Source organism: Alphaproteobacteria bacterium (genome assembly GCA_017308135.1).
Lineage (GTDB): Bacteria > Pseudomonadota > Alphaproteobacteria > CACIAM-22H2 > CACIAM-22H2 > Tagaea.
The window spans coordinates 56,568-79,381 of sequence record JAFKFM010000014.1 but is presented as its reverse complement, the minus strand read 5'-3'; the positions used below and the strand labels follow the sequence as shown (position 1 = coordinate 79,381).

The 22,814-nt window shown below is 57.9% G+C and carries 21 protein-coding genes; 6 read left to right on the top strand and 15 right to left on the bottom strand.

What is annotated here, in order from left to right; genetic code table 11:
* Positions 1–2: 2 nt before the first annotated feature.
* Positions 3–950, bottom strand: coding sequence for a LysR family transcriptional regulator (locus J0H39_23930; protein MBN9499809.1), 948 nt, complete (start codon positions 948–950; stop codon positions 3–5).
* Positions 951–1,057: 107 nt separating this feature from the next.
* Here J0H39_23930 and J0H39_23925 point away from each other — a divergent pair, with 107 nt between their 5' ends.
* Together J0H39_23925 and J0H39_23920 are read left to right on the top strand one after the other, a co-directional pair.
* On the top strand, positions 1,058–2,575 hold the full coding sequence (locus J0H39_23925; protein MBN9499808.1) for a CoA-acylating methylmalonate-semialdehyde dehydrogenase: 1,518 nt from the start codon (positions 1,058–1,060) through the stop codon (positions 2,573–2,575).
* 102 nt (positions 2,576–2,677) lie between these two features.
* Positions 2,678–2,881 (top strand): hypothetical protein, encoded by a 204-nt coding sequence (locus J0H39_23920; protein MBN9499807.1) that lies wholly within the window; start codon positions 2,678–2,680, stop codon positions 2,879–2,881.
* Between the two features lie 50 nt (positions 2,882–2,931).
* On the opposite strand, the gene J0H39_23915 is transcribed toward J0H39_23920, so the two are convergent.
* Positions 2,932–4,368 carry an OFA family MFS transporter gene (locus tag J0H39_23915; protein MBN9499806.1) on the bottom strand — a complete coding sequence of 479 codons (1,437 nt, stop codon included), beginning with the start codon at positions 4,366–4,368 and terminating at the stop codon, positions 2,932–2,934.
* 502 nt (positions 4,369–4,870) lie between these two features.
* Between J0H39_23915 and J0H39_23910 the strand changes: the two genes are divergently transcribed.
* Both J0H39_23910 and J0H39_23905 read left to right on the top strand, forming a co-directional pair.
* Positions 4,871–5,770 (top strand): LysR family transcriptional regulator, encoded by a 900-nt coding sequence (locus tag J0H39_23910; protein ID MBN9499805.1) that lies wholly within the window; start codon positions 4,871–4,873, stop codon positions 5,768–5,770.
* 173 nt (positions 5,771–5,943) lie between these two features.
* Complete coding sequence (locus J0H39_23905; protein MBN9499804.1) at positions 5,944–6,369, top strand: HIT family protein; 426 nt, start codon at positions 5,944–5,946, stop codon at positions 6,367–6,369.
* 42 nt (positions 6,370–6,411) lie between these two features.
* On the opposite strand, the gene J0H39_23900 is transcribed toward J0H39_23905, so the two are convergent.
* Genes J0H39_23900 through J0H39_23885 form a run of 4 tightly spaced genes read right to left on the bottom strand, consistent with a single transcriptional unit; the run spans position 6,412 to position 11,283 of the window.
* Positions 6,412–7,110, bottom strand: a complete 699-nt coding sequence (locus J0H39_23900; GenBank protein MBN9499803.1) for an ABC transporter ATP-binding protein — start codon at positions 7,108–7,110, stop codon at positions 6,412–6,414.
* Positions 7,107–9,017, bottom strand: coding sequence for a branched-chain amino acid ABC transporter ATP-binding protein/permease (locus tag J0H39_23895; protein ID MBN9499802.1), 1,911 nt, complete (start codon positions 9,015–9,017; stop codon positions 7,107–7,109). The genes J0H39_23900 and J0H39_23895 overlap by 4 nt, the downstream gene beginning before the upstream one ends.
* A gap of 3 nt (positions 9,018–9,020) precedes the next feature.
* Positions 9,021–9,896, bottom strand: a complete 876-nt coding sequence (locus J0H39_23890; protein MBN9499801.1) for a branched-chain amino acid ABC transporter permease — start codon at positions 9,894–9,896, stop codon at positions 9,021–9,023.
* A 40-nt stretch (positions 9,897–9,936) separates the two neighbouring features.
* On the bottom strand, positions 9,937–11,283 hold the full coding sequence (locus J0H39_23885) for a substrate-binding protein (GenBank protein ID MBN9499800.1): 1,347 nt from the start codon (positions 11,281–11,283) through the stop codon (positions 9,937–9,939).
* Positions 11,284–11,590: 307 nt separating this feature from the next.
* On the opposite strand from J0H39_23885, the gene J0H39_23880 reads away from it, so the two are divergent.
* Together J0H39_23880 and J0H39_23875 are read left to right on the top strand one after the other, a co-directional pair.
* A complete protein-coding gene (locus J0H39_23880) occupies positions 11,591–12,142 on the top strand; it encodes a hypothetical protein (GenBank protein ID MBN9499799.1) in 552 nt (183 codons plus the stop codon).
* A gap of 158 nt (positions 12,143–12,300) precedes the next feature.
* Positions 12,301–12,774: a MarR family transcriptional regulator gene (locus J0H39_23875; protein MBN9499798.1), complete on the top strand. Its 474-nt coding sequence runs from the start codon at positions 12,301–12,303 to the stop codon at positions 12,772–12,774.
* 52 nt (positions 12,775–12,826) lie between these two features.
* On the opposite strand, the gene J0H39_23870 is transcribed toward J0H39_23875, so the two are convergent.
* The 9 genes from J0H39_23870 to J0H39_23830 form a co-directional block, all read right to left on the bottom strand.
* Positions 12,827–14,644: a chloride channel protein gene (locus J0H39_23870; GenBank protein MBN9499797.1), complete on the bottom strand. Its 1,818-nt coding sequence runs from the start codon at positions 14,642–14,644 to the stop codon at positions 12,827–12,829.
* Positions 14,645–15,021: 377 nt separating this feature from the next.
* Complete coding sequence (locus tag J0H39_23865; protein ID MBN9499796.1) at positions 15,022–15,795, bottom strand: SDR family oxidoreductase; 774 nt, start codon at positions 15,793–15,795, stop codon at positions 15,022–15,024.
* Entirely contained in the window at positions 15,792–17,099 is a 1,308-nt protein-coding gene (gene hisD, locus J0H39_23860; GenBank protein MBN9499795.1) for a histidinol dehydrogenase, read from the bottom strand. The genes J0H39_23865 and hisD overlap by 4 nt, the downstream gene beginning before the upstream one ends.
* Before the next feature lie 15 nt (positions 17,100–17,114).
* A complete protein-coding gene (locus J0H39_23855) occupies positions 17,115–18,065 on the bottom strand; it encodes a cyclase family protein (GenBank protein MBN9499794.1) in 951 nt (316 codons plus the stop codon).
* 70 nt (positions 18,066–18,135) lie between these two features.
* Positions 18,136–18,840, bottom strand: a complete 705-nt coding sequence (locus J0H39_23850) for an ABC transporter ATP-binding protein (GenBank protein ID MBN9499793.1) — start codon at positions 18,838–18,840, stop codon at positions 18,136–18,138.
* A 4-nt stretch (positions 18,841–18,844) separates the two neighbouring features.
* Complete coding sequence (locus J0H39_23845; protein ID MBN9499792.1) at positions 18,845–19,612, bottom strand: ABC transporter ATP-binding protein; 768 nt, start codon at positions 19,610–19,612, stop codon at positions 18,845–18,847.
* Positions 19,609–20,595, bottom strand: a complete 987-nt coding sequence (locus tag J0H39_23840; protein ID MBN9499791.1) for a branched-chain amino acid ABC transporter permease — start codon at positions 20,593–20,595, stop codon at positions 19,609–19,611. Before J0H39_23840 ends, J0H39_23845 begins: the two co-directional genes overlap by 4 nt.
* 13 nt (positions 20,596–20,608) lie before the next feature.
* Entirely contained in the window at positions 20,609–21,493 is an 885-nt protein-coding gene (locus J0H39_23835; GenBank protein ID MBN9499790.1) for a branched-chain amino acid ABC transporter permease, read from the bottom strand.
* A gap of 59 nt (positions 21,494–21,552) precedes the next feature.
* Positions 21,553–22,800: an ABC transporter substrate-binding protein gene (locus tag J0H39_23830; GenBank protein ID MBN9499789.1), complete on the bottom strand. Its 1,248-nt coding sequence runs from the start codon at positions 22,798–22,800 to the stop codon at positions 21,553–21,555.
* Positions 22,801–22,814 lie beyond the last annotated feature (14 nt).

Sequence of the window (22,814 nt, the reverse complement as noted above, 5' to 3'; positions counted from 1 at the left end):
TATCAGCGGGCAGATGCAGCAGCGGTAAATCCCGTCTTCAGTTTCTTGCGCAGGAATTCAACGAATGCGCGAACGGCGCGTGGAACATGGGATGCATAAGGCCGGATCGCAAACAACTGATCGCCGAAGGCACCCACCGGGCGCCAATCGTCCAGCACCGGAACCAGCCGTCCCGCCGCGATATCATCCGCGGCACTGAAGTCGGGAAGCAGCGCGATGCCGAGGCCGGAAAGCGCGGCCTCGCGTAACGCTTCGCTATTGTTGGCCGCGAAAGGCCCGGAAATTTCGACATTGACTCGGCCGTCCTTGCCCTTCCCGCGCTCGAATGCCCAGGTCGGTGTCGTGCTTCCACGCAGATAATGGATGCAGTCGTGACGCATGAGATCCTCGGGGGCTTCTGGAGCGCCCCGGCGCCGTAGATAGCTTCGTGAGGCCACCAGCATCGATGTGGTCGCACACAACCGCCACGCGACATGCGTGTCCGGCACTGTGGCCACATGGCGAATGGCGAGATCGAATCCCTCCTTCGCAAGCGAAACCAGATGATCCGACAGTTCAAGCTCGACACGCACGCTCCCGTGCAGCCGAATGAACTCCGGGATCAATGGAACGATCCGCTGCCGCCCCAGCGCGACCGGCGCTGTGATTCGTAGCAACCCCTGGGGCTCGCCCGCGAGATCCTTCACCTCGGAGAAATGCCGCTCGATATCCGCGAAGGACGACCGCGTCGCGTCAACGAGAAACTGCCCGGCTTCCGTCAGCCGCACCGTTCGCGTGGTTCGACGGACCAGCGGCACGCCCGCCGAATGCTCCAGTTCGTTGATGCGCAGGCTGACCGCGGCCTTGCTGACCCCGAGGCGCTCTGCGGCCGCCGTAAAACTTCCCATCTCGGCCAGGATGCCGAGCCAGTGAACGTGCGACCAGAGGCCATCGATTTTCTTAGTCTTCATACGTCTATTGTTCACTATTCTGAACAGTAAGTCCAACTTATGCGCCTGTTTCTCCCGTCGAAGGCGTCTTAATCCTGCTCCCGATAAACATTTCCGGGAGACTGACAATGACCACCGCACCGTTCACAGCGAAAGACGACGTCGGCCACTATATTCACGGCAAGCGAACTGCCACCGCCGACGGCAAGCGCCAGCCGATTTACAACCCCGCCACCGGCGCGGTGTCCCGCCAGCTCGCCCTCGCCACTCCCGCTGAGGTTCAGGCCGCCGTTGAAAGCGCGAACCGCGCATTTCCGGCATGGGCGGACATGCCGCCGATCCGCCGCGCCCGCGTGCTGAACAAGTTCCTGCAATTGATGAATGAGCACACCGACACGCTGGCTGCGATGATCACCGCGGAACACGGCAAGGTCTTTTCGGATGCCCGCGGCGAAGTTGCGCGCGGCATCGACATCATCGAATTCGCATGCGGTATCCCGCATCTTCTGAAAGGCGATCATACCGACCAAGTCAGCACCGGCATCGATAACTGGACCATGCGCCAGCCTCTCGGCGTGGTGGCCGGCATAACCCCGTTCAATTTTCCCGTCATGGTGCCGTGCTGGATGTTCCCGGTCGCGATCGCGGCCGGCAACACCTTCATCCTGAAGCCAAGCGAGCGCGATCCCTCCCCATCAATCTTTATGGCCGAACTGTTGCGCGAGGCCGGATTGCCCGACGGCGTCTTCAACGTCGTTCAGGGCGGCAGGGATGTTGTCGACGCCTTGATCCAGCATCCCGACGTCGCCGCGGTCTCCTTCGTCGGGTCGACGCCGATCGCACATTATGTCCATCAGCAGTGTTCGGCGCATGGCAAACGCGTTCAGGCGCTCGGCGGAGCCAAGAACCATCTGGTGGTCATGCCGGACGCGGACCTCAATCAGGCTGTCGATGCGCTGATCGGCGCAGGCTATGGATCGGCTGGTGAACGCTGCATGGCGATCAGCGTCGCGGTCCTGGTCGGCGATGTCGGCGACAGGATCGTGCCCTTGCTCGCAGAGCGCGCCAAGGCGCTCAGAATCAAGAATGGCATGGATCCGGATGCCGAAATGGGCCCGATCGTGACACGCGAAGCGCTCGAACGCGTCGAAGGTTACATCGATCTTGGCGTCAAGGAAGGCGCCACGCTGGTCGTCGACGGCCGCAACCTCAAGGTCGCGGGCCATGAGAATGGCTATTTTACCGGCGGTACACTGTTCGACAATGTCACGCGCGACATGCGCATCTACAAAGAGGAAATCTTCGGCCCCGTTCTGTCGTGCGTCCGGGCCAAGGATTTCGCGGAAGCTGTGCAACTCGTCAACGATCACGAATTCGGAAACGGCGTGTCCTGCTATACGCGCGACGGCAATATCGCGCGCGAATTCGGGCGCCGCATTAAGGTCGGAATGGTCGGCATCAACGTCCCGATCCCGGTGCCGATGGCCTGGCATGGGTTCGGCGGATGGAAGCGCAGCCTGTTCGGCGACACCCATGCCTATGGCACCGAAGGCGTTCGCTTCTACACCCGACAGAAATCGATCATGCAGCGATGGCCGGAAAGCACCGAGAATGGTCCGGAATTCGCGATGCCGACTGCGCGCTGAGCCTTCGGCTGAGAAGTCATCGGAAAGCAAGATGCCGGCCCACGGGCCGGCATCCTTATGCAATCGTACTGGCTCATAACTCCAGTTTGATCGAGCCAAGACATGGAAGGCCCAGAGCGCAGCCTTCGTCGTGAAACCGGCCTATTGAAACAGCTTCATGGCATTGATGAGCGTTTGAGTTACGCCCGCGAGAAGCGGGATGCCTGCAATGCTCCAGGCCAGAATGAGACGCAAAGTGCTCGTATTGGTCTCAACATGCTCCATTTATCACTCCTCTTGCTCGAGCAAGTTTTTGATTTCAATTGATGGTCCATGCCGAGGCCCAACGCAATCGGCCTCGACATGGACATCACGTTTCAAGCGCGGCTGGGCACAGCATCGGCTGCACCCGCATCGACTTCGCCCGGCTTTTTCATGTGCCACTTCGAATCCACTGCGCGGATCGCCAAATTGCAGATGAATCCGACAATGAATAGACCGGCCATGATGTACATGGTGGTGTTATAGGCCTGCGCCTTCGGTACGCCGTGCGTCACGTTGTATTCACGGATGTAATTGATCAGCACGGGACCGGCGACACCCGCCGCTGACCACGCTGTCAGCAGGATGCCGTGGATAGCGCCGACGTAACGTGTGCCGAAAAGATCGCGCAGATACGCGGGCACGGTGGAGAAGCCACCGCCGTACATCGAGACGATGATCAAGAAGCAGCACACGAACAGCACGACATTTCCGCTGCCACCCGCGTAAGGCACCGTGATGTACATCACAAAGCCGAGGCACATATACACGAAGTACGTATTTTTGCGTCCGATATAGTCGGACAGCGAGGCCCATGAGAACCGGCCGCCCATGTTGAACAGACTCATCAAGCCGACGAGACCCGCCGCAGCGATTGCGGTGATGTGACCCGGGAACATTTCCTGGCTCATGGCGGAAGCCTGACCTAGCACGCCGATACCGGCCGTCGTATTGACGAACAGAACAGTCCAGACAAGCCAGAACTGCGGAGTCTTGACGGCGTCGTACACGAATACGTCGTTCTTCGTGACCATCTTCTTGCCGGTGTCTGCGGACGGCGTGTAGCCCTTTGGCTTCCAGCCGGGAGCAGGAACACGAACGATCGCCGCGCCGAACATCATGAAGCAGAAATAGACACAGCCAAGCACGATGAACGTGTTGAACACGCCGACATCCGTCGCTGTCTGGAATTTGCTCATCAGCCAGACCGACAGCGGCGACGCGATCAGTGCGCCACCGCCGAAGCCCATGATCGCCATGCCCGTCGCCATTCCGGGACGATCGGGGAACCACTTCATCAGTGTCGATACCGGTGAGATGTAACCAATCCCGAGCGCGCAACCGCCAATCACCCCATAGCCGAGATAGATCAGCCACAGCGTATGGGTCTTGATGCCAAGTGCGGAAATCAGGAAGCCGCTCGCCCAGCAGATGGCGGCGGTAAACATCGCCTTGCGCGGTCCCCCCTCTTCGACCCAGCGCCCAAACACTGCGGACGAAATTCCAAGGAACAGCATCGCAATGGAGAATATCCATCCGAGCTCGGTCAGCTTCCAGTCTTCCGGTGCGGACTGAGTGATGCCAAGCAATTTGGTCATGGGCAGGTTGAACACGCTGAACGCGTAGGCCTGACCGATGCACAGATGCACGCAGAGCGCCGCAGGCGGAATCATCCAGCGGCTATAGCCCGGCTTTGCAACCGTCCTTTCCCTGTCGAGAAATGGAATCCACGCCTTGGCGTAGGTCTCCGAGGTATCCATCATCACAGCCATTATGTCTCCTCCCGATGGGTCATTGCCCGTTTGCGCGGTTGTTGGTCCGCGTAACCTTCACGTTTATTTCCGGCGATCAGTTCACTGCAGTTTGTTGGCTGGACCGCTCATGGCTCAGTCCGAAGCCCATTCGCCACACGACGCGACATGTCCGTAAAGGCGTGCAAAGCGGTCCCTCCCGTTACATGCCTGCTTCCCGAAGCATGGAGCGGCACGCGTTATTGCTTGGGTACCGACCAGCATCCGTTTCTTCCGACGCGGCATCATCATGTGAAGCCGCTTCAGAGAATCCGGATATCGATCAGAACGATTTAAAAGATGGAGGGAGGTGAATAGTTTTGACAAACGAGAAATATTGGCGACATAAATCGATTATATCGAATTTATCGGCTACAATATTGATATTACGTGCTTATTTATCTCGAAATGCATCAAAATGAATTTGGTACGCCGATAGTATAAGCACTGATATTCATATATCCGATATTATTGGAGCCACGTGATGGACACCGAACTAGCGCGCACGTTTCTGACTGTTGTCGCATCCGGAAACTTCGTCAGCGCCGCAGAACAGCTCCATGTCAGCCAATCCACGGTCAGCGCTCGAATCCAATCTCTCGAAGAGCAACTGGGATGCACCCTGTTCGTCCGCAACAAGGCTGGCACCATGCTGACTCAGGCAGGACGTCAGTTTCAACGCCATGCCTCTACTCTCGTTCGCACTCTTGAACTCGCACGACACGACATCGGACTGCCGGCTGGCTTCACTGGAACGCTCACGATCGGCGGGCGCATCGGACTGTGGGAAGAATTCCTGCTGCGATGGCTGCCTGATATGCACCGGAGCAACCCCACCATCTCCATCCGCATCGAAAGCGGTCTCGAGCCTGAGATCATGCAGGGACTGATCGAGGGGCGGCTGGATATCGGCGTAATGTATACTCCGCAAATCCGCCCGGGCCTGCAGATACAACAACTCTTCGAGGACCGCCTGGTGATGGTCTCAACGGAGCCGAGCAGCCCGCCCACACCGCAAGCCGGCTACGTCTATGTCGACTGGGGACCGGAATTCTATGCACGTCACAGCGCCAGCTTCCCAAGCTTCGGCGGCTCCGCGCTGAGCGCCAATGTCGGCTGGCTTGGAATGCAACACATCATCAAGAACGGAGGATCCGGCTATTTCCCGGCACGCATCGTTGCAAATCATATCGCGGCCAAGGAACTTCATATCGTCGCGGGAGCGCCCGAATTCTTTATGCCGGCCTATGTCGTATTTCCGATCGATCGCGATGACAGGGTAATCGACAACGCTCTCACGATCATCCACCGCATCGCCAGTCAACAGAGCATAAGCCCCCGCGAAAGCCAGCGACCAAAACGAACACGCGCCGCCAAATTCTGATCAATTAAGTCAGATATCTTTCATCGTTGTTTGCGTCATCCAGCGAACAACACATCGGTCATAATACGGCACAGCTCACAGAAAGACTTGAGTGGACGAATTGTGATGTTCTGTGTGATGATTGATGAAACCACCTCCTTCAGCGGGACACGCTCTTTACGGATAGGACCACGATGACCGCCTACGATACGCAAAACGTCTTTGCCAAGGTTCTTCGTGGCGAGATCCCATCCTACAAAGTTTACGAGAACGACCATACTTTCGCGTTTCTGGACATCATGCCCCGGTCACCCGGACATACGCTTGTGATCCCCAAAGCCCCTGTTCGTGGCCTTCTGGATATTTCGGTCGATGATTTCACCGAGGTGGCCCGCACCACAAAGAAAATCGCTGTTGCCGCCGTGAAAGCTTTCGGCGCGGACGGCGTCATCATTCAACAGTTCAGCGAGCCGGCCAGCGGCCAGGTGGTCCTTCACCTTCACATGCACATCATGCCGATGAAGGAAGGAATTGAGCTTCTTCCGGCCCAGACCGTGAAGGCAGATCCCGGCGTGCTGGAGCAGCATGCCGCCACGCTCATTGCGGCACTGGCTGACTAGAATGATGCCGCAGGGATCTTTCCCTGCTCTCCATCAAAACCGTCAGACGCCCAGATAGCGCTGGAGAATCTCAGGACGCGCCTTGATCTCCTGCGCTGGCCCCTCATGGGCAATATGGCCGTTGTTGATGATATAGACGCGCTGCGCGAGAGCCAGGGTCGCAGCCAAATTCTGCTCCACCAGCACGATCGTTTGGCCCGCAGCTGCCAGATTACGGCATGCCGTCATCAGATCGCGGACGATCACCGGCGCCAAGCCTTCGAACGGCTCGTCCAGCAGGACGATCTTCGGATCCCGCACCAGAGCCCGCGCGATGGCCAGCATCTGCTGCTCGCCGCCCGACAAATCCGTCCCGCGGCTGGTACGGCGCTCCTTGAGGCGCGGAAACATTTCGTAGATGCGGTCCAGCGGCCAGCGGCCCGATGCAGTCAGCCCGGCAAGGATGATATTTTCCTCAACATTCAGACTGCCGAAGATCCGGCGATCTTCATGAACCAGTTGCATACCGGCCTGGGCAATCGAATGGCTTTTCTTGCCGGCAATATCCACGCCATCGAACACGACCGAGCCCGAGCGCGGAGTGATGACTCCCATCAGGCTCTTTAGGGTCGTACTCTTGCCTGCACCATTGCGGCCGAGCAGCGCCACCACCTCGTTGCGCTCCACGCGCAAAGAGACATCAAAGAGAATATGCGAGTCGCCGTAGTATGAATTCAGGCCATTGACCTCGAGCAAACTCATGATTCGAGCACTCCACCGAGATAGGCTTCCTGCACCTTGGGATTGCTCTTGATTTCCTCCGGTGTGCCTTCGACCAGCACGCGACCTTCCTGCAAAACCGTAATACGGCCAGCCAGTTCGAACAGTGCATCCATGTCATGATCGATAATGATCATGGTCCGTCCCTGACTGATGGATTTCAGAAGCTTGACCGTCTCGATCCGCTCGCGCGGACTCATGCCTGCGAGAGGCTCATCAAGCAACAGCAGGCTTGGCGAATTCGCCAGCGCCAGACCGATTTCAAGCCGCCTCTTCTCGCCATAAGCCAGTGAGGAAACCAGAGCATCCGCCCGCGCCGTCAGATTAACCATCGCCAGGGTGTGATTCACCTGATCGCTGACGCCCGGAAAGGTCTCGGCGTTGCGCAACACATCCAGCCGGAATTTCCCACGTAGCTCAGCAAGCACCGCAATCGTTACATTCTCACGCACAGTCAGGCGGGAGAAAAGCTGGTTGACCTGATAACTCTTGGTCAGACCGAGCTGGCAAACATCGGTGACGTTCTTGCCGGTAATGTCGTGGCCTTCAAAGATGATCTTGCCGGATGTGGGCGGAATCTCGCATGTCAGCATCTTGAAGAAGGTCGACTTCCCAGCGCCGTTCGGGCCGATCACGCCACGTAACTCCCCGTGCTGAACAGTGAAATCGATATCGCTGTTCGCCATCAGCCCGCCATAGCGCTTGCTAATCCCGGTCGCCTGCAAAATAGGGCCGCTATAGCCATCCAGTGCACGATGCCGGGGCGGCATCGGAGCTACGGCCGCCTCCGCAATGACTTCCGCTTTAGCGGCCTTCTGCTCCTGCTCTGCCGTCAAACCAGAAGCGGCCTCATCCGGTTCAGCGACGACTGTCTTCCGCCCGAAAGAAAGATCGATGAGATCCTTGAGACCGCCGATAATGCCGCGGCGCAGGAAGCAGACGAGCAGCACGAAAATAACACCGAGCGCCAATTTCCACGAGGCGCCAAGACCGACCGTGTCCTGCAGGAAGTCTCGAAGATAAAGCCAGACCGCGGCGCCCACCAGCGGGCCGAACAATGTGCCGAGGCCGCCGATCACCGTCTGCATCACGAGCTGACCGGACGTGTCGAACGTGAAGGCATCCGGCGGCATATAGCCCTGCATGACGCCGAGCAGACCCCCGGCCAATCCCGCATAGGCCGCAGCAATCACGAAGACGAGCAGCTTATAGCCATGAACGTTGTGACCAAGGGCAGCGGCCCGCAGCGGATTATCGCGGATCGCCACGAGAATGTGCCCGACGGGCGAATGCACGATACGCCGCGCGATGACGATCCCAATCAGGTAACATGCGGCCAGAAAACCATACATGGTCCAACCGCTGCCAATAGCGATACTCTTAAATCCAAAATTGAAGATGGGGGCCGGCACACCCGGAAGGCCGTTTTCACCGCCGGTGAACGCCGCCAACGGCGAGTTCTCGACGAAGAAGAACACCTCGGCGATCGCAACCGTGATCATCGCAAAGTAAATTCCGGTACGGCGCAACGCGATCAGACCGACAATATAGCCGACGACCGCCGCAACCAGCATTCCGATCACGAGAGCGGCCACAACGCTCGGGAAGCCCATGCGCGTCAGCAAGTATGCAGCGACAAAACCGCCCGTACCAAAAAACGCCGACTGTCCGAACGACAGCAGGCCGGTGTAGCCAAACAACAGATCGAACCCGATACCGAACAGACCGAGCACCAGAATACGGCTCATGGTATCCGGCACGAAGCCGAAGCGCGGCAGAATGAATGGTGCGGCGACAAGAACAGCCAGGGTGATGACGTCGGGGAGCCAGCGCATGCGCACCCAGATTGATGGCCCGGACGAACCAGGCTTTGAGGACGGTGTTGACATCATTCAGTTCCGCCCTTGCGATCCAAGTAACCCGTGCGGCCGCGCAACCAGCACGATCGTCATCACGATGAACAGCATTGCGTAGGAATAGCCGGGGTTGATCATCGAGGTGATGCTGAGAATTTCGCCTGCGATCAGGCCTCCCAGCACGGCACCGGGGAACGATCCGACGCCACCGATCACGATGACCACAAACGTCTGCACCAGAATGGCGTCACCAATATCCGGCGTAATGGGAGCTACAGGCAGGTTTACGATGCCGGCAAAGCCGGCCGCCATCGCCCCGATGCCGAAGACGATCATAAAAATCCGGTACACATTGATGCCCAGAGAATCGACCATGACCGAGTCTTCGATGCCCGCACGAACAATCATTCCAAGCCTCGTGCGGTAGAGAACGAGATACAGCGCCAGAAGCGCCACCGCGACGATGCCCACCACCGCGAGGCGATAGGTCGGATAAAACATGAAACCAAGCGACGTGATGCCAGACGCCCATGGCGGCGAAGGCATGGAGCGCGACAGGCTTCCAAAGAAGAAGCGGATGATTTCCACGAAACAAATGCCGAGACCGAACGTCACCAGGATCTGGTCTTCGTCCGGGCGGCTGTAGAAATGGCGGATGATAACCCGCTCCATAACGACGCCAGCCAGCAATACGAACAGCGAACCGCAGAGCACAGCGGCGACGAAGGATTCGGTGTAGCTATAGCCGACATAGCCGGCGTAGCCGCCGACCATGAACATCGCTCCGTGCGCGAGGTTGAGCACGCCCAGCGTGCCGTAAATGATGGTCAGGCCGGAGCTGATGAGCGCCAGAAGCGCCCCCAGCACCAGGCCGTTGAACATCTGTGAAACAAGATTAGCCCAGTTGACCACCAGAAGCCTCGCGCACGGAAAGCAGAATGATGACGCGAGATCAGGTGTAACTGCCGAGCTTGCAACCGAAAGCATCGGGTGCCTGCATCAACGGCCCGCCTTCCACGATGTCGAGCACTTCGTAGAAATCTTCCGGATTCTTCATGCTGCCCGGCTTCTTGCCGCGTGTAATGACCACCGGCCGGATCAGCTGATGATCGGCTGCGCGGAACTGAACTTCGCCGACCATCGACTGAACCTTCGCGCCGGCCTCGTAAGCCTTGATCACATCCGGCGGATAGAACGATTTGGCGCGCTCGACCGCATCCGCCCACATCGCAAGCTGCAGATAGCCGCAGCATGCACCCCATTCCGGATTGCTCTTGTGCTTCGCGCGGAAGGCCTCGTTAAACAGTTTTGCGAGCGGATACTTGTCTTCCATCGTCCACCAGTAATCGGTGGCAGCAATCACACCCTGCATGTTTTCCGCACCGACTTCCTTGGCAAGGAACGGTGTGTTGTACGGCAAGGTGAGTGTCATCTTGCTGAGAATGCCGAATTGCTGCGCCTGCTTTGTCGACAGCACGGCGTCGCGGCCGAAATTGATATTAACGACGACATCGGCGCCGCTGTTGGCGACGTTCAGCAGATAGGATGAGAAGTCCGTCGTGCCGAGCGGCGAGATCTGGTTGGTTACCGTCGTCCAGCCACCCTCTTTCATGTGATTTTCGACCGATTCACGCACCGTATGACCATAGGTGTAATCCGGCGTCAGGAACGCGACCTTCTTGTTCTTGCCGAGATTCTTGATCAGCACCGGCACGATCGCCCGGGCAGCTGTTTCCGCGTAAAAGCATTCGCGGAAGGAATAGCGCACGCAGTCCTTGCCCGTGGTATCGTTGGAGCCCGAGATGCCGGGCAGATAGATGACCTTCTCGCGATCCGCGGTCTTGTTCATCGCAACCGCTTCGGCGCTCGATACCGATCCGGTAATCACAACCGCCTTGTCCTGACTGATGAACTTGGAGAAGTTTTGCACCGCAGTATTTGGCTTGGCTTCGCTGTCCGCGATGCCATGCTTGACCTGCTTGCCGAGCACGCCCTTCTTGATGTTGGGCGAAATCTTGGTCATCAACTCATGGCCAGCATTGAGATGATCGATCGCGAGCTCATAGCCTTTGATCAAATCCTCGCCCTGCGCGGCATAAGTGCCGGTGCGTGGAACGGAAATGCCAACAAAAACCGACGATCCCGACGATCCGGCAGGATAGGTTCCAAGCGCCGGGTGATCTTCGGCGAGCGCAGGAACCACCATTCCTGCTGGCAGGATCGCACCACCGGCCAATCCTGCAGCGGTCTGCAACAATGCGCGGCGCGAAACCGCAAAACCCTGAATATCTTTCTTCATCACGTTTATCCTCCCGAGATATTTTGTTGTGTGATGTGCGACGTTGTCGGTCGCCAAATGCGGAACGAAAGTCCGCTATCGCAAAAACTCATCGTTCTGCGGCGTAAACTCCTGCGATTCGTTCAAGTGATGCTGTTCCGCCCGATCGCGAACCAGCTTTGTGTATGCGGCGGCCATATCGCCTCACGAGAAACGAGGCGTCAATGTCACTTTCGTCGTATGAACTATCGCATTACGATACGCTCATAGTACGATGTATCTAAGGATATTGCGCCGCAATGAATCCTCAAGACGCCATGGGACGCATATGAGCACAAAGCTTAAACGCGCTGCCGCGCATCAATCCGCTTCATTGTCGGAGACAACAGCATCCGGTGCTGTGACACTTGCGAAAGCCGCTGAGAAGAAACCCCGGTTGATCAGCGTTGGCGGTGTGACGACATCTTCTGCTCCCGCGCCTATGAATTCGCTGAGCAGTCGCGCACTCAATGTGCTGAAGCTGCTTGCACCGGAGCTCACGGGAGAGATTCCCCCCAAGGGAAAATGGATTCCCACCAACTCGCTGCTCGAAAATCTCACAATGAAGCGGCTTTCCACCGCGCGCAATTGCGGCCCTCATACCGCGGACGAAATCGTCAAATGGGCCGCTTCCCAAGGGGTGACGATTCAGCCCATCCGGCACGCAGGCAAATCGCTTTCGACCATGTGGAAGGATCTCGAGCAGAAATTTGCAGCAGGAGCGCTTTCGACAATTGAAGTCACCGAGGCACTGGAACGATCCATACGCCGTCGAAGCACGAAAATTCCGCTTACATTCCAGATCATTCTTCTGAGCTTGATCAGTTCTGCCTGCGAATAAACCCTGTCGGTCAGGTCGTTTCGTACAGGTTTTATATTTAGATATACATACGTGACTAGCCGTCATGGGCTCTGGATTCCGGTGATATCGGAGCCATGTCGCGCCGAGAACCGGTGCGATGGCCTCCTCGGCTGTTTATCGGCTATTCGGGAAAATACATGCCTCCGTCAAAGCCAAAGCTGAAACGCAAAGCCCAGACTTCTTCGAGCCTCTCCGGCAACAGGACCCGGGCCGAAACCATGGATTACGAGTCATTGGCCAGCTTCCGTTTTGAGCTGCGGAAATTTTTGGCATTCAGCGACGCCGCCGCGGCCAAGGCCGGGCTGACTCCCCAGCAGCATCAGGCGCTTCTGACCATCAAAGGCTTCTCCAGCAAGATTCCCGTTTCGATCGGGGAACTGGCAAAACTGCTGTTTATCAAGCACCACACGGCTGTCGAGCTTGTGGATCGGATGACCAAGCTTGGACTTCTAAGCAGAGTCGTGGACGACACTGACGCCCGACGTGCCCTGATCAAACTCACGAGAGAAGGCGAACTGCGGTTGCGGAAACTGTCAAAAATTCACACGGCGGAGCTCGGCGCCGTGGGCCCGACCCTTATGAAAATACTGAAACCGTTCCGTCCGCGCTGAGTGAACGAAAGAGCTTGCGGCGATACAAGACCCCGCAAGCGGAGTTTCAAGTTCAAGTGCTGATATCCTCATTGCGAATCACCAAGCCAACATTTGAATCGGCCGGCCTTCGTGTCAGATAAGAAACCCGCTGAGCCTCTGCCGATTTTGCAGTCGCACGGATACGCAACAAGTCTTTGCGCGATACGAGACCCACAAGCCTCGACGTTTGTCGGTCGAGAACCGGCACACGCCCGATCTCATCCGCAACCATGCGATCTGCCAAATGAGAGACAGGCTCATCCGGATAACCAATGGTCAGCGACCGATCCGAGGCTCGATCGAACAACGTTTCCTCACCATGGGGCTGCTCGGATCGCCACTGCAGCACGTCAGACCTGCCGACAAGACCGACAACGCCTCCATCACTGTCGAGGATCGGATAGGACTTGTGCCGCCGTTCCTCACCGGAAAAGAAGGCTATGGCCTCGTCGATGCGCATACTCGCCGGCAACGTATCGACGTCTTTCACCATGACCTCGGAGACACGCAGCAATTCGAACGGGTCGATGCTGTATTCACGCACGACATGCTGACCGCGGCGTGCGATTTTCTCGGTGAGAATTGAGCGTTTAAGCAGCAGAACGGTCACGGCGTAAGCAGATGCCGTGGCGATCAACAACGGACCGAGCAACGAGAAGTTTCCTGTCAGTTCCGCGGCGAACAGAATGCCGGTGAGCGGCGAGCGCATCGTGCCACCCATCATTGCGGCCATGCCGACCAATGCCCAGGCGCCGGTGTCTCCGGGCAGCACCTGGCCTTCGAGCCATCCCGCACAGCCGCCGAAAATCAGCAAAGGCGCCAGCACACCGCCGGAGGTACCGGACGCAAGCGCAATGAGCCAGATGGCCGATTTGACGATCAGGATCGCAACGACTTCATTCGCTGTGGTGCGGCTGCTCAGCAGGTCGCTGATGATGTCATAGCCGACACCCAGAGCCCTTGGCTCGATCAGTCCTCCCAATCCGACGAACAGGCCGCCAATTGCTGGCCACCACATCCAATGGACGGGAACCTCTGCGAACAGATCTTCTGCCTTGTACAAAAGGCCAGTCAGCAGGCCGGATTGCAGTCCCGCGACAATGCCGACGCCCATACTGACAAACAGGCCCCACCATGGCAAATCGAGATGACCGGCGAACGGAAACAAAGCTCCGGAGCCTATCATAAAGGGGCGCCAAGCTGAGGAAACCGCACAAGCCGTAATCACTGGAATAAGGCTACGCGGCTTCAATTCGAAGAGCAGCAGTTCGACGGCCAGCAATACGGCCGCAATCGGCGTGCCGAAGATGGCGGTCATACCCGCGGTGGCGCCCGCGACAAGGAGCGTCTTGCGTTCTGCGGCGCTCATGCTGAAACACTGCGCAAAAAGTGAGCCGATTGCGCCACCGGTCATGATGATCGGCCCCTCTGCGCCGAATGGCCCGCCGGACCCGATCGAGATCGCCGACGACACCGGCTTCAGAATCGCGACCTTGGGTTGCATTCGGCTTCCTCCAATCAGGATAGCCTCGATCGCCTCCGGGATGCCGTGACCACGAATCTTCTCCGAACCAAAGCGAGCCATCAGCCCAATGACCAATCCGCCCAGGACCGGAGCTATCACCATCCACGCGCCCGGCTTGATGCCTGACAACGGAATGTTTGCCGCGGTGAGCTTCTGGAACCACACCAGATTGGTTGTCAGGGAGATCAGGTGCAGCAGCACCCAGGCCGCGACGGCGCCGCCGGTGCCAACAAAAGCAGCCATCAAAACCAGCAGAAGAACGCGTCGATCGGTCGAAAAATCGCCAAGAGGCGGCGAAACGTGCGTGGAAGGAGAGCGATTCATAGTGAACTTTCAAGAAATAACGCGAAAGGGCGCGACCCGGCGCAGTGATTAGGCAGATGCCCGAGGCAACGCAATAATTATATCGTAAAGCGATATAAATGATGGCACATGACCGACAGACATGCTCGGAACTCATACCGGCAAGGCCTGTATCGTCAAAGATTGAAAGCCAAAGCAAGGGCTACCAGCCAACGGTCCGAGTGTTTTGGCAAGGCAGAAGCATTGAACGCGGGGTCCCGCGCTCAATGATCGGTATCGGCCGTCAGGCCGCACTCATTCAAAAAAAGATCGAAAAATCAATTACAAGCCGCGAAATGCGTGCTGCAACACACGTGAAATCACAACCGCACCCAACCCCGCGGAAACGAACCGCCCTGCTAGTCAGCTGTCCAGCCTCCATCCATCATCAAGGACGAGCCCGTCATCAGCGACGAGGCGTCACTGGCCAGGAAGACGATGGCGCCCATCAGGTCCTCGACCTTGCCAAGTCTGCCGAGCTTGATCTTCGACAATACGCTCTCCTTGAACGCAGCATTCTCAAAGAACGGCTTCGTCATCGGCGTTTCGATGAAGGTCGGGCACAGCGTATTGACCCGGATGCCCTGTGCGGCAAGATCAAGCGCCATTGCCTTCGAGAAGCCCTCCATCGCCCATTTGGAAGCACAGTAGAGCGAGCGGTTGGCGCCGCCGACATGACCCATCTGGGATGACATATTGATGATCGAGCCGTGAACCCTGCCAGCAATCATCCGGCGCGCAACAGACTGAGCCGCAAAATAGGCAGCCCTCACGTTCAGATTCATGACAGCGTCGAAATCTTCGACCGGAACATCGATAAACGGATTGGGCCGATTGGTCCCGGCATTGTTGACAAAGATGTGGAACGGATCCTGTGCCTCGACCGCTGCGCGAAACGCCGCGAGATCGGTCACATCGAGCGCCAATGCGTCAGCCGAAAAATTCTTCTCGCGTAATGCTGCTGCAGCTTCATCGATCTCGCTTGCGGTGCGTGCGCACAAGGTCACATGCGCTCCTGCTTCGGCCAATGCGGTTGCCGCAGCCAGACCAATGCCCCGCCCCGCTCCGGTGACCAAAGCGCGCCGCCCCTCCAATCGGAGAGACGGCGTTGTTGGCAGCGATAGGTCGCTCATTCCGCCGCGCTCGCATAAGGGACGTTGCGCCCGCCGTAACGACGCACACGAACGTTGGCCTGTTCGGCATGGCCCGCGAAACCTTCCAGCATGCAAAGGCGCGAGCAGTATTCGCCGATCATGGCAGAAGCCTTGTCGGTCAGAACGCGCTGATAGGTCACGGTCTTGAGGAACTTGCCGACCCACAATCCTCCGGTGTAACGCGCAGCTTTGTTCGTAGGCAGCGTATGGTTGGTGCCGATCACCTTGTCGCCAAAGGCCACATTGGTGCGTGGCCCGAGGAACAGCGCGCCATAGTTGGTCATGTTCTTGAGGAAGTAATCCGGATCGCGAGTCATCACCTGGACATGCTCGGATGCAATGCGGTCTGCTTCCTTCACCATTTCCTCTTCGGAATCGCAGAGAATCACCTCGCCGTAGTCTTCCCAGGCCTTCGCCGCGATCGCACCGGTGGGAAGAATTTTGAGAAGACGCTCGATCTCCGCGACGGCTTCGCGCGCAAGCTTTTCGGAATTCGTGAGAAGAATGGCCGGAGAATTCGGCCCGTGTTCAGCCTGCCCGAGCAGGTCGGTCGCGCACATTTCGCCATCCACGGTATCATCCGCAATGACCAGTGTTTCAGTGGGACCTGCGAACAAGTCGATACCAACGCGCCCATAAAGCTGGCGCTTGGCTTCCGCAACGAACGCATTGCCCGGCCCGACCAGCATATCCACCGGCGCGATCGATGCCGTTCCGATCGCCATTGCGCCGACCGCCTGAATGCCGCCGAGACAATAGATGACGTCAGCGCCGGCGAGATGCTGGGCGGCGACGATGGCCGGAGCCGGCTTGCCCTGAAATGGCGGCGCGCAGGTGATGATCCGCGAAACGCCAGCGACCTTCGCAGTGATCACCGACATATGCGCCGAGGCCAGAAGCGGATACTTGCCACCCGGCACATAGCAACCGACCGAATTGACCGGAATGTTCTTGTGACCGAGCACAACGCCCGGCAGCGTCTCGACCTCGACGTCCTTCATCGCATTGCGCTGATGCTGGGCGAAGTTACGCACCTGCTCCTGCGCGAACTTGATGTCATCTATATTCCGCTGGGATAACTGACTGACGCAGTCCTTAATTTCGGCATCAGTCAGCCGGTAGTCTTTCCGATCCCACTGGTCGAACTTGACCGACAACTCGCGAACAGCATCATCGCCGCGCGTTTCGATATCTTTGAGGATCGATTCAACAGCCGAACGGACCTTTGAATCGTCCTCGGCGCGCTGGGCGGCATCGCGGCTGCGCTTGAGATACTTTGCCATGATAGACCTCCGCGATTACTTGATGGCCTGAGGATTGATCGGCGACCCTGCCGCACCCGGCAGATGCATCGGCGGGGCGCAGAAAAAAAACTCATAGACCTTGTCCTGCGCACAATCTTCCGCAAGTTCCTTCAAATAGAAGATTTCACCCATCGAAATGCCGATGGCTGGAATCACCACCCAATGCCACGGCTGATTGGCCTCATTGGTCTCGTTCGGACGAACCTCGCAACCCCACGTATCGGTGCAGATGGCCGCAATGTCCTTCTCGCGAATCCAGTAGCACGTCTCGAACGCAACGCCCGGCGCATCACCGCCACCATATCCGCTCCAGTCCTTCTTCTTCAGGCAACGCTCCTGATGGCCGGTTCGGACAATGACGAAATCCCCCTTGCGAATTTCGACACCCTGATGCTTGGCACAGGCGTCGAGATCCGCATTGGTGATCGCATAACCGTCGTCAAGCGACTCGACGCCCTTGAACCGGGCGACGTCGAGCAGAACACCGCGGCCTGCCATCTTGTCACGCACATGCTCGATCCCGAGCTTCTTGGCGCCGCGCGCATCGACAAGCTTAGCGTCAAAACCATTGTACATCTTATCGTCGAGAAAGATGTGGCAGAGCGCGTCCCACTGCGTTGAGGCCTGACACGGCATGTTGATCGCGTCATCGGCATAGCGCAGATACGGCGACGGAATATCCTGATTGCCGGCAGCGGCATCGGTGCCTGTCGCCAGCATGGTGTGGATCGGATTCCAGCGGCCGCCGAACAATCCGGACTGGATAGGTTCCTTCAGGGACAGGCCGAGCGCGAAGACCTTCCCCTTCTTGATCAGCTTGCCGGCATTAATGACGTCTTCAGGGCTGATGTTGTTCAGCGTCCCGATCTGATCGTCCGCGCCCCAGCGGCCCCAGTTGGAGAGCTTCTTGGCGGCTTCATAGATAGCGGCTCTGTCGACTTTCATGAGAGTGACCCCTTTTATTTATCGATTGATAACTATTCGAGCATGCCGATGCGCCGGTTCGTCCGTTGGACTAGACCGAGCAGTAGCGCTCCTTGATTTCGTCGTCGGCCAGCAAAGCGGCTGCTGTTGCGTGATGCACGACGGATCCCTGATCCAGCACGTAGGCCCGATCGGCAATGCCGAGCGCCAGTTCCACGTTCTGCTCGACAAGCAGGATTGTCGTTCCTTCCGACTTCATTTTTCGGAACAGTTCGAACATCTCGTCGACGAGCACCGGCATGATGCCTTCGGACGGTTCGTCCAGCATGATGAGGTCCGGTTTGGCCATCATGGCGCGCGCAATAGCGAGCATCTGCTGTTCGCCACCAGACATGGTGACCGCTTCCTGATCGAGGCGCTCCGCCAGACGGGGGAAAATCTTGGCAATCTCGTCGATCCGGCGAGCTTCGTCCTTCTTGTGCGGCGATGCGACCATGCCAAGCCGAAGGTTTTCCTTCACGGTCAATCCCTGCACGATCCGGCGCTCTTCAGGCACATAAGCGAGCCCCAGGCCGAAGCGCACGTGCGCCGGCTGACCCAGAACTTCCTTGCCCTTGAAAGTGACGGAACCGCGTGTCTTGTCCAGAAGGCCGATAATCGACTTCAGGGTCGTCGTCTTGCCCGCGCCATTGCGCCCAATCAGACAAACGATTTCGCCTTTGCTAACCTCAAGACTAACGTCCTGCAGGACATGGCTCGCGCGGTACCAGGAGTTGAGCTTTTCAACACGCAACATAGTTTCAGTGCTCCCGCTGGCCAAGATAGACCCGCTTGACCTGTTCATTCTGGCGCACATCCGCCGGTGTCCCTTGCGCAAGCAATTCGCCATGATGGAGCACCAGAACCCGGTCACTGATCCCCATGACCAATTTCATCTTGTGCTCAACCAGAATGACGGTGCGCTCTTGAGCCAGCTTGACGATGAGGTCCATCATTACGCGCGTTTCTTCCGGGCTCATGCCGGCGGTCGGCTCGTCGAGCAGCAGCAGGCGCGGATTGCTGGCCAGCGCCATCCCGATTTCGAGCGCGCGCTGCTCACCGTGCGCAAGCTCCTTCGCCAATCGTTCTCGGCGATCCCATAGTCCCACTTGCGCGAGCAGGGCATCGGCTTTTTCGACAAGTCCAGGCAACGAGGCGCGAGGCTTCCAGATATTATAACGCGAAACGAAAGCCTGCAGGCCAACACGGATATTTTCACGCGTTGTCAGCAGCGGAAACACGTTGGTGATCTGAAACGACTTCGCGATACCCATATGTGCGAATTCGTGCTGCGCGATGTTCGTGACATCCCGCCCCTCGAACTCAACCTTTCCGCTCGACGGAGCGAACGCACCCGACAGCAGATTGAAATAAGTGCTCTTGCCGGCGCCGTTCGGCCCGATGATGGACGTGATCGCATTTCGCGAGAATTCGGCGGAGATGTTGTTCAGGGCCACGAACTTCCCGAACGATTTGCTCACCCCGGTTGTGCGCAGAATGACCTGCGAAGATGTGTCTGCCGATGTCATTTATTGACCCACTTCAAGATCGTTCCCCAGATTCCGGCCGGGAAGAACAGCACGCAGATCATGAAGACCGCGCCGACGAACAATTGCCAATGAACGGTCCAGAGCGAGACCATGTTTTCCAGCATCAGGAAGACCGCCGCGCCGACGAAGGGACCGAAAAACGTGCCCATGCCGCCGAGCAACGACATCATCACCACCATGCCAGAGGTTTCGATATGCAGGATTTCGATCGGAACGATGGACAGATGCAGCGCCATCAGCGCTCCGGCCAATCCGCAGAAGGCACCAGACAGGATGAAAGTGATGAGCCGGGTCAGGGTAACGTTATATCCCGAGGCACGGGCACGGGCTTCGTTCTCGCGAACCGCCTCGATCACCGCGCCGAACGGCGACGCAAGAATCCGGGAAAGCACGAACAGTGCGAGGATGACAAAAGCCGCGATGACATAATAACGCTTCAACGGATCGATGAAGTCGAGCTTCAGGCCGAAGATATCAATGACGCGAACGTTAATGCCGCGCAATCCGTTTTCACCGCCGGTCCAGTCCACCGCCTGGTAGAACAGATAGAAAACGCACTGCGACAGCGCCATCGTCACCATTGCGAAGTAGATACCGCGGGTACGGATTGCCAGCGCACCGATGGCCGCAGCCATGACGGCACCGGCGAGCGTTCCCACAATGATCGCCGCGTACCAGGGCAATCCGAAATGCACGATGGCAATGCCGCAGAGATAGGAGCCTGTGCCGAACAGTGCGGCGTGTCCGAATGACAGCAGCCCGAGATATCCGAACAGCAGATTGAACCCGACTGCGTAGAGTCCATAGATCAGGATGTTCACGGCCAATGCCGTGAACGGCATCACCAGAGGGAAGAGCAACACAAAGATGCTGGCAAGGATGGCCCGGTGACGCTTGGCGAAATCGAACCAACTCGCCGATGCAGCGCCTGGCTGCGCGAGAGTTTGGGATAGTTCATTCATGATTCTGTTCGCCTTAGCTCATGAGTCCGGCGCGGCCGAAGAAGCCTTGCGGACGGACGAGAAGAACAACTGCCATCAAGGCAAAAATCGAAACCTTGGCCATTTCGGGCGCGAACAGCGACGTCATGCTGACCACCACGCCCACCAAGAGGCCCGCAATGACCGCGCCACCGATCGAGCCCATGCCGCCGACAACGGTCACCACAAACGCCTCGGCCAGAATTGTCGATCCCATTTCAGGGATAACGCCCTGAAGCGGTGCTGCGAGCAGTCCGGCCAATGCGGCAATTCCCGACCCGATGCCGAACACGAACAGCCAAACCCGCGAAACATTGACGCCAAGAACACGAACGATCTGAGGATCACGCGCGCCGGCACGGATAATCAGGCCGAAACTTGTGCGCTCCAGGAATAACCAGAGGCCGAGAAGGACCGCGGCCGCAACGCCGATGATGAACAGGCGATACAGCGGAAAGTAACCGACGCCGATATTGACCGCGCCCTGCAGGATTTCCGGCGTATCGAACGGATAGCCGCTTTTGCCGAAGGCAATCCGGACAAGTTCCACCATCACATAGCTAAGGCCGAAGGTCAGCAGCAATGGATAATCGATGCCGCGACCATAAAGCGGACGGATAAGGAATCGCTCCACGACAAGACCGATGGTACCGACGATCAGCGGAACCGCGATCAGACACAGCCAGAAATTTCCCCCCAGCGAGAGAAGAAAAAGTCCGACATAGGCGCCGACCATATAGAAGGCGCCGTGCGCAAAGTTCACAACGGTCAACATGCCGAAGATCAACGACAATCCGATGGCGAACAGCACATAGATCGCGCCAAGCGCCAGACCGGTGAACAATTGCAACGCGATCAGATCGAAACTCAAACCGGCCATGGGTATCTCCAGAAAAGACGCGCGCCCATCATGGACGCGCGTCCGTTAGTCGGGTTGGTTCAGGACTTGTGACCCAGCGCTTCGCAGGTACGCAGGTTCTTCTCGTTGGGCTCTTCTGTCGCAACCACGTTGAAGACGTCGGCGTCGCCATTCTGGGGTGCGGACTTGGACTCAATGATGAAAATCGACTGCACGGCCTGGTGATCGCACTTGCGGTAGTATTCCGGGCCTTTGTAGTAGTCGTACTTCAGCGCTTCCACCGCCGCGATGACCTTGTCAGTATCGAGGGTACCGGCAGCCTTGGCGCCCATCAGCAACGTCTTGACGCCGGCATAGCCGAGCGCGCCGTAGTCCGATGGAACCTTTCCGCCGTGCATTTTGCGGAAGCGGTCGTTGAAGGCCTTCGCAGATGCGACCTTGTTTTCGATACCCCAGTAATAGGACGTACCGCCGATCACGCCATCGAAGGCCTGCGCGCCGGCAGCGACGCGGCCGGTGTAAAGCAGAATCGGAGCTACAATCTTCATGCTCTTCTTCATGCCGAAATCGGTGGCCTGCTTGAGCGCGATCTGCTGGTCGCGGCCGAAGTTGCTGATGACGAGGATGTCGGGCTTGAGAGCCTGAATACGCGGCAGCAGCGCCGAGAAGTCCGTGGTGCCGAGCGGATGGCGAATATCGACAAGGCTTTCAATTCCGAACGCCTTACCAGCCTCCTGGAAACCGCGGACCATTTCGTGGCCATAAGCATAGTCTGCCGTAAGGAACGCAACCTTCTTGCCGAACTTCGGGAAAGCATAACGGCCGACGGCGCCCGCGGTCAGGTGCGGCGTAAGCGCTTCATGGAAAGTGTATTTGCTGAAATCCTTGACTTCATTGATTTCGTCGGACTGGCTGATCGAGTTGTAGATGATCCCGCGTTCTTTGGTGACGTTGTTCACCGCGAGCTGAACCGACGCAGACAAACTGCCGACGACGAAGTTGACCTTCTCCTTCTCGATCAATTCGAGCGTGCGGGTCGCAGCTTCACCCGGATTGAGCTTGTCGTCGCGGACAAGCAGTTCGGCCTTGCGACCGTTGAGACCGCCGCCCTCGTTGAATTCGGCAATGGCGACCTCAGCGGCGCGGACCTGATCTTGCGCTTCGGTGCCGTAAGGACCCGTCAGCGGAACGGGAAAGCCAACCTTGATGGTCGCTTCCTGCGCCTGCAGAAGATTGATGCGAAACGGCGAAGCCGCCAGGACGGCACCGGTGCCTGCGGTTGCAAGCAGGCGGCGGCGAGAGATCGATCCGATTGTCTTTTTAGCCATGTGTTCCTCCGATA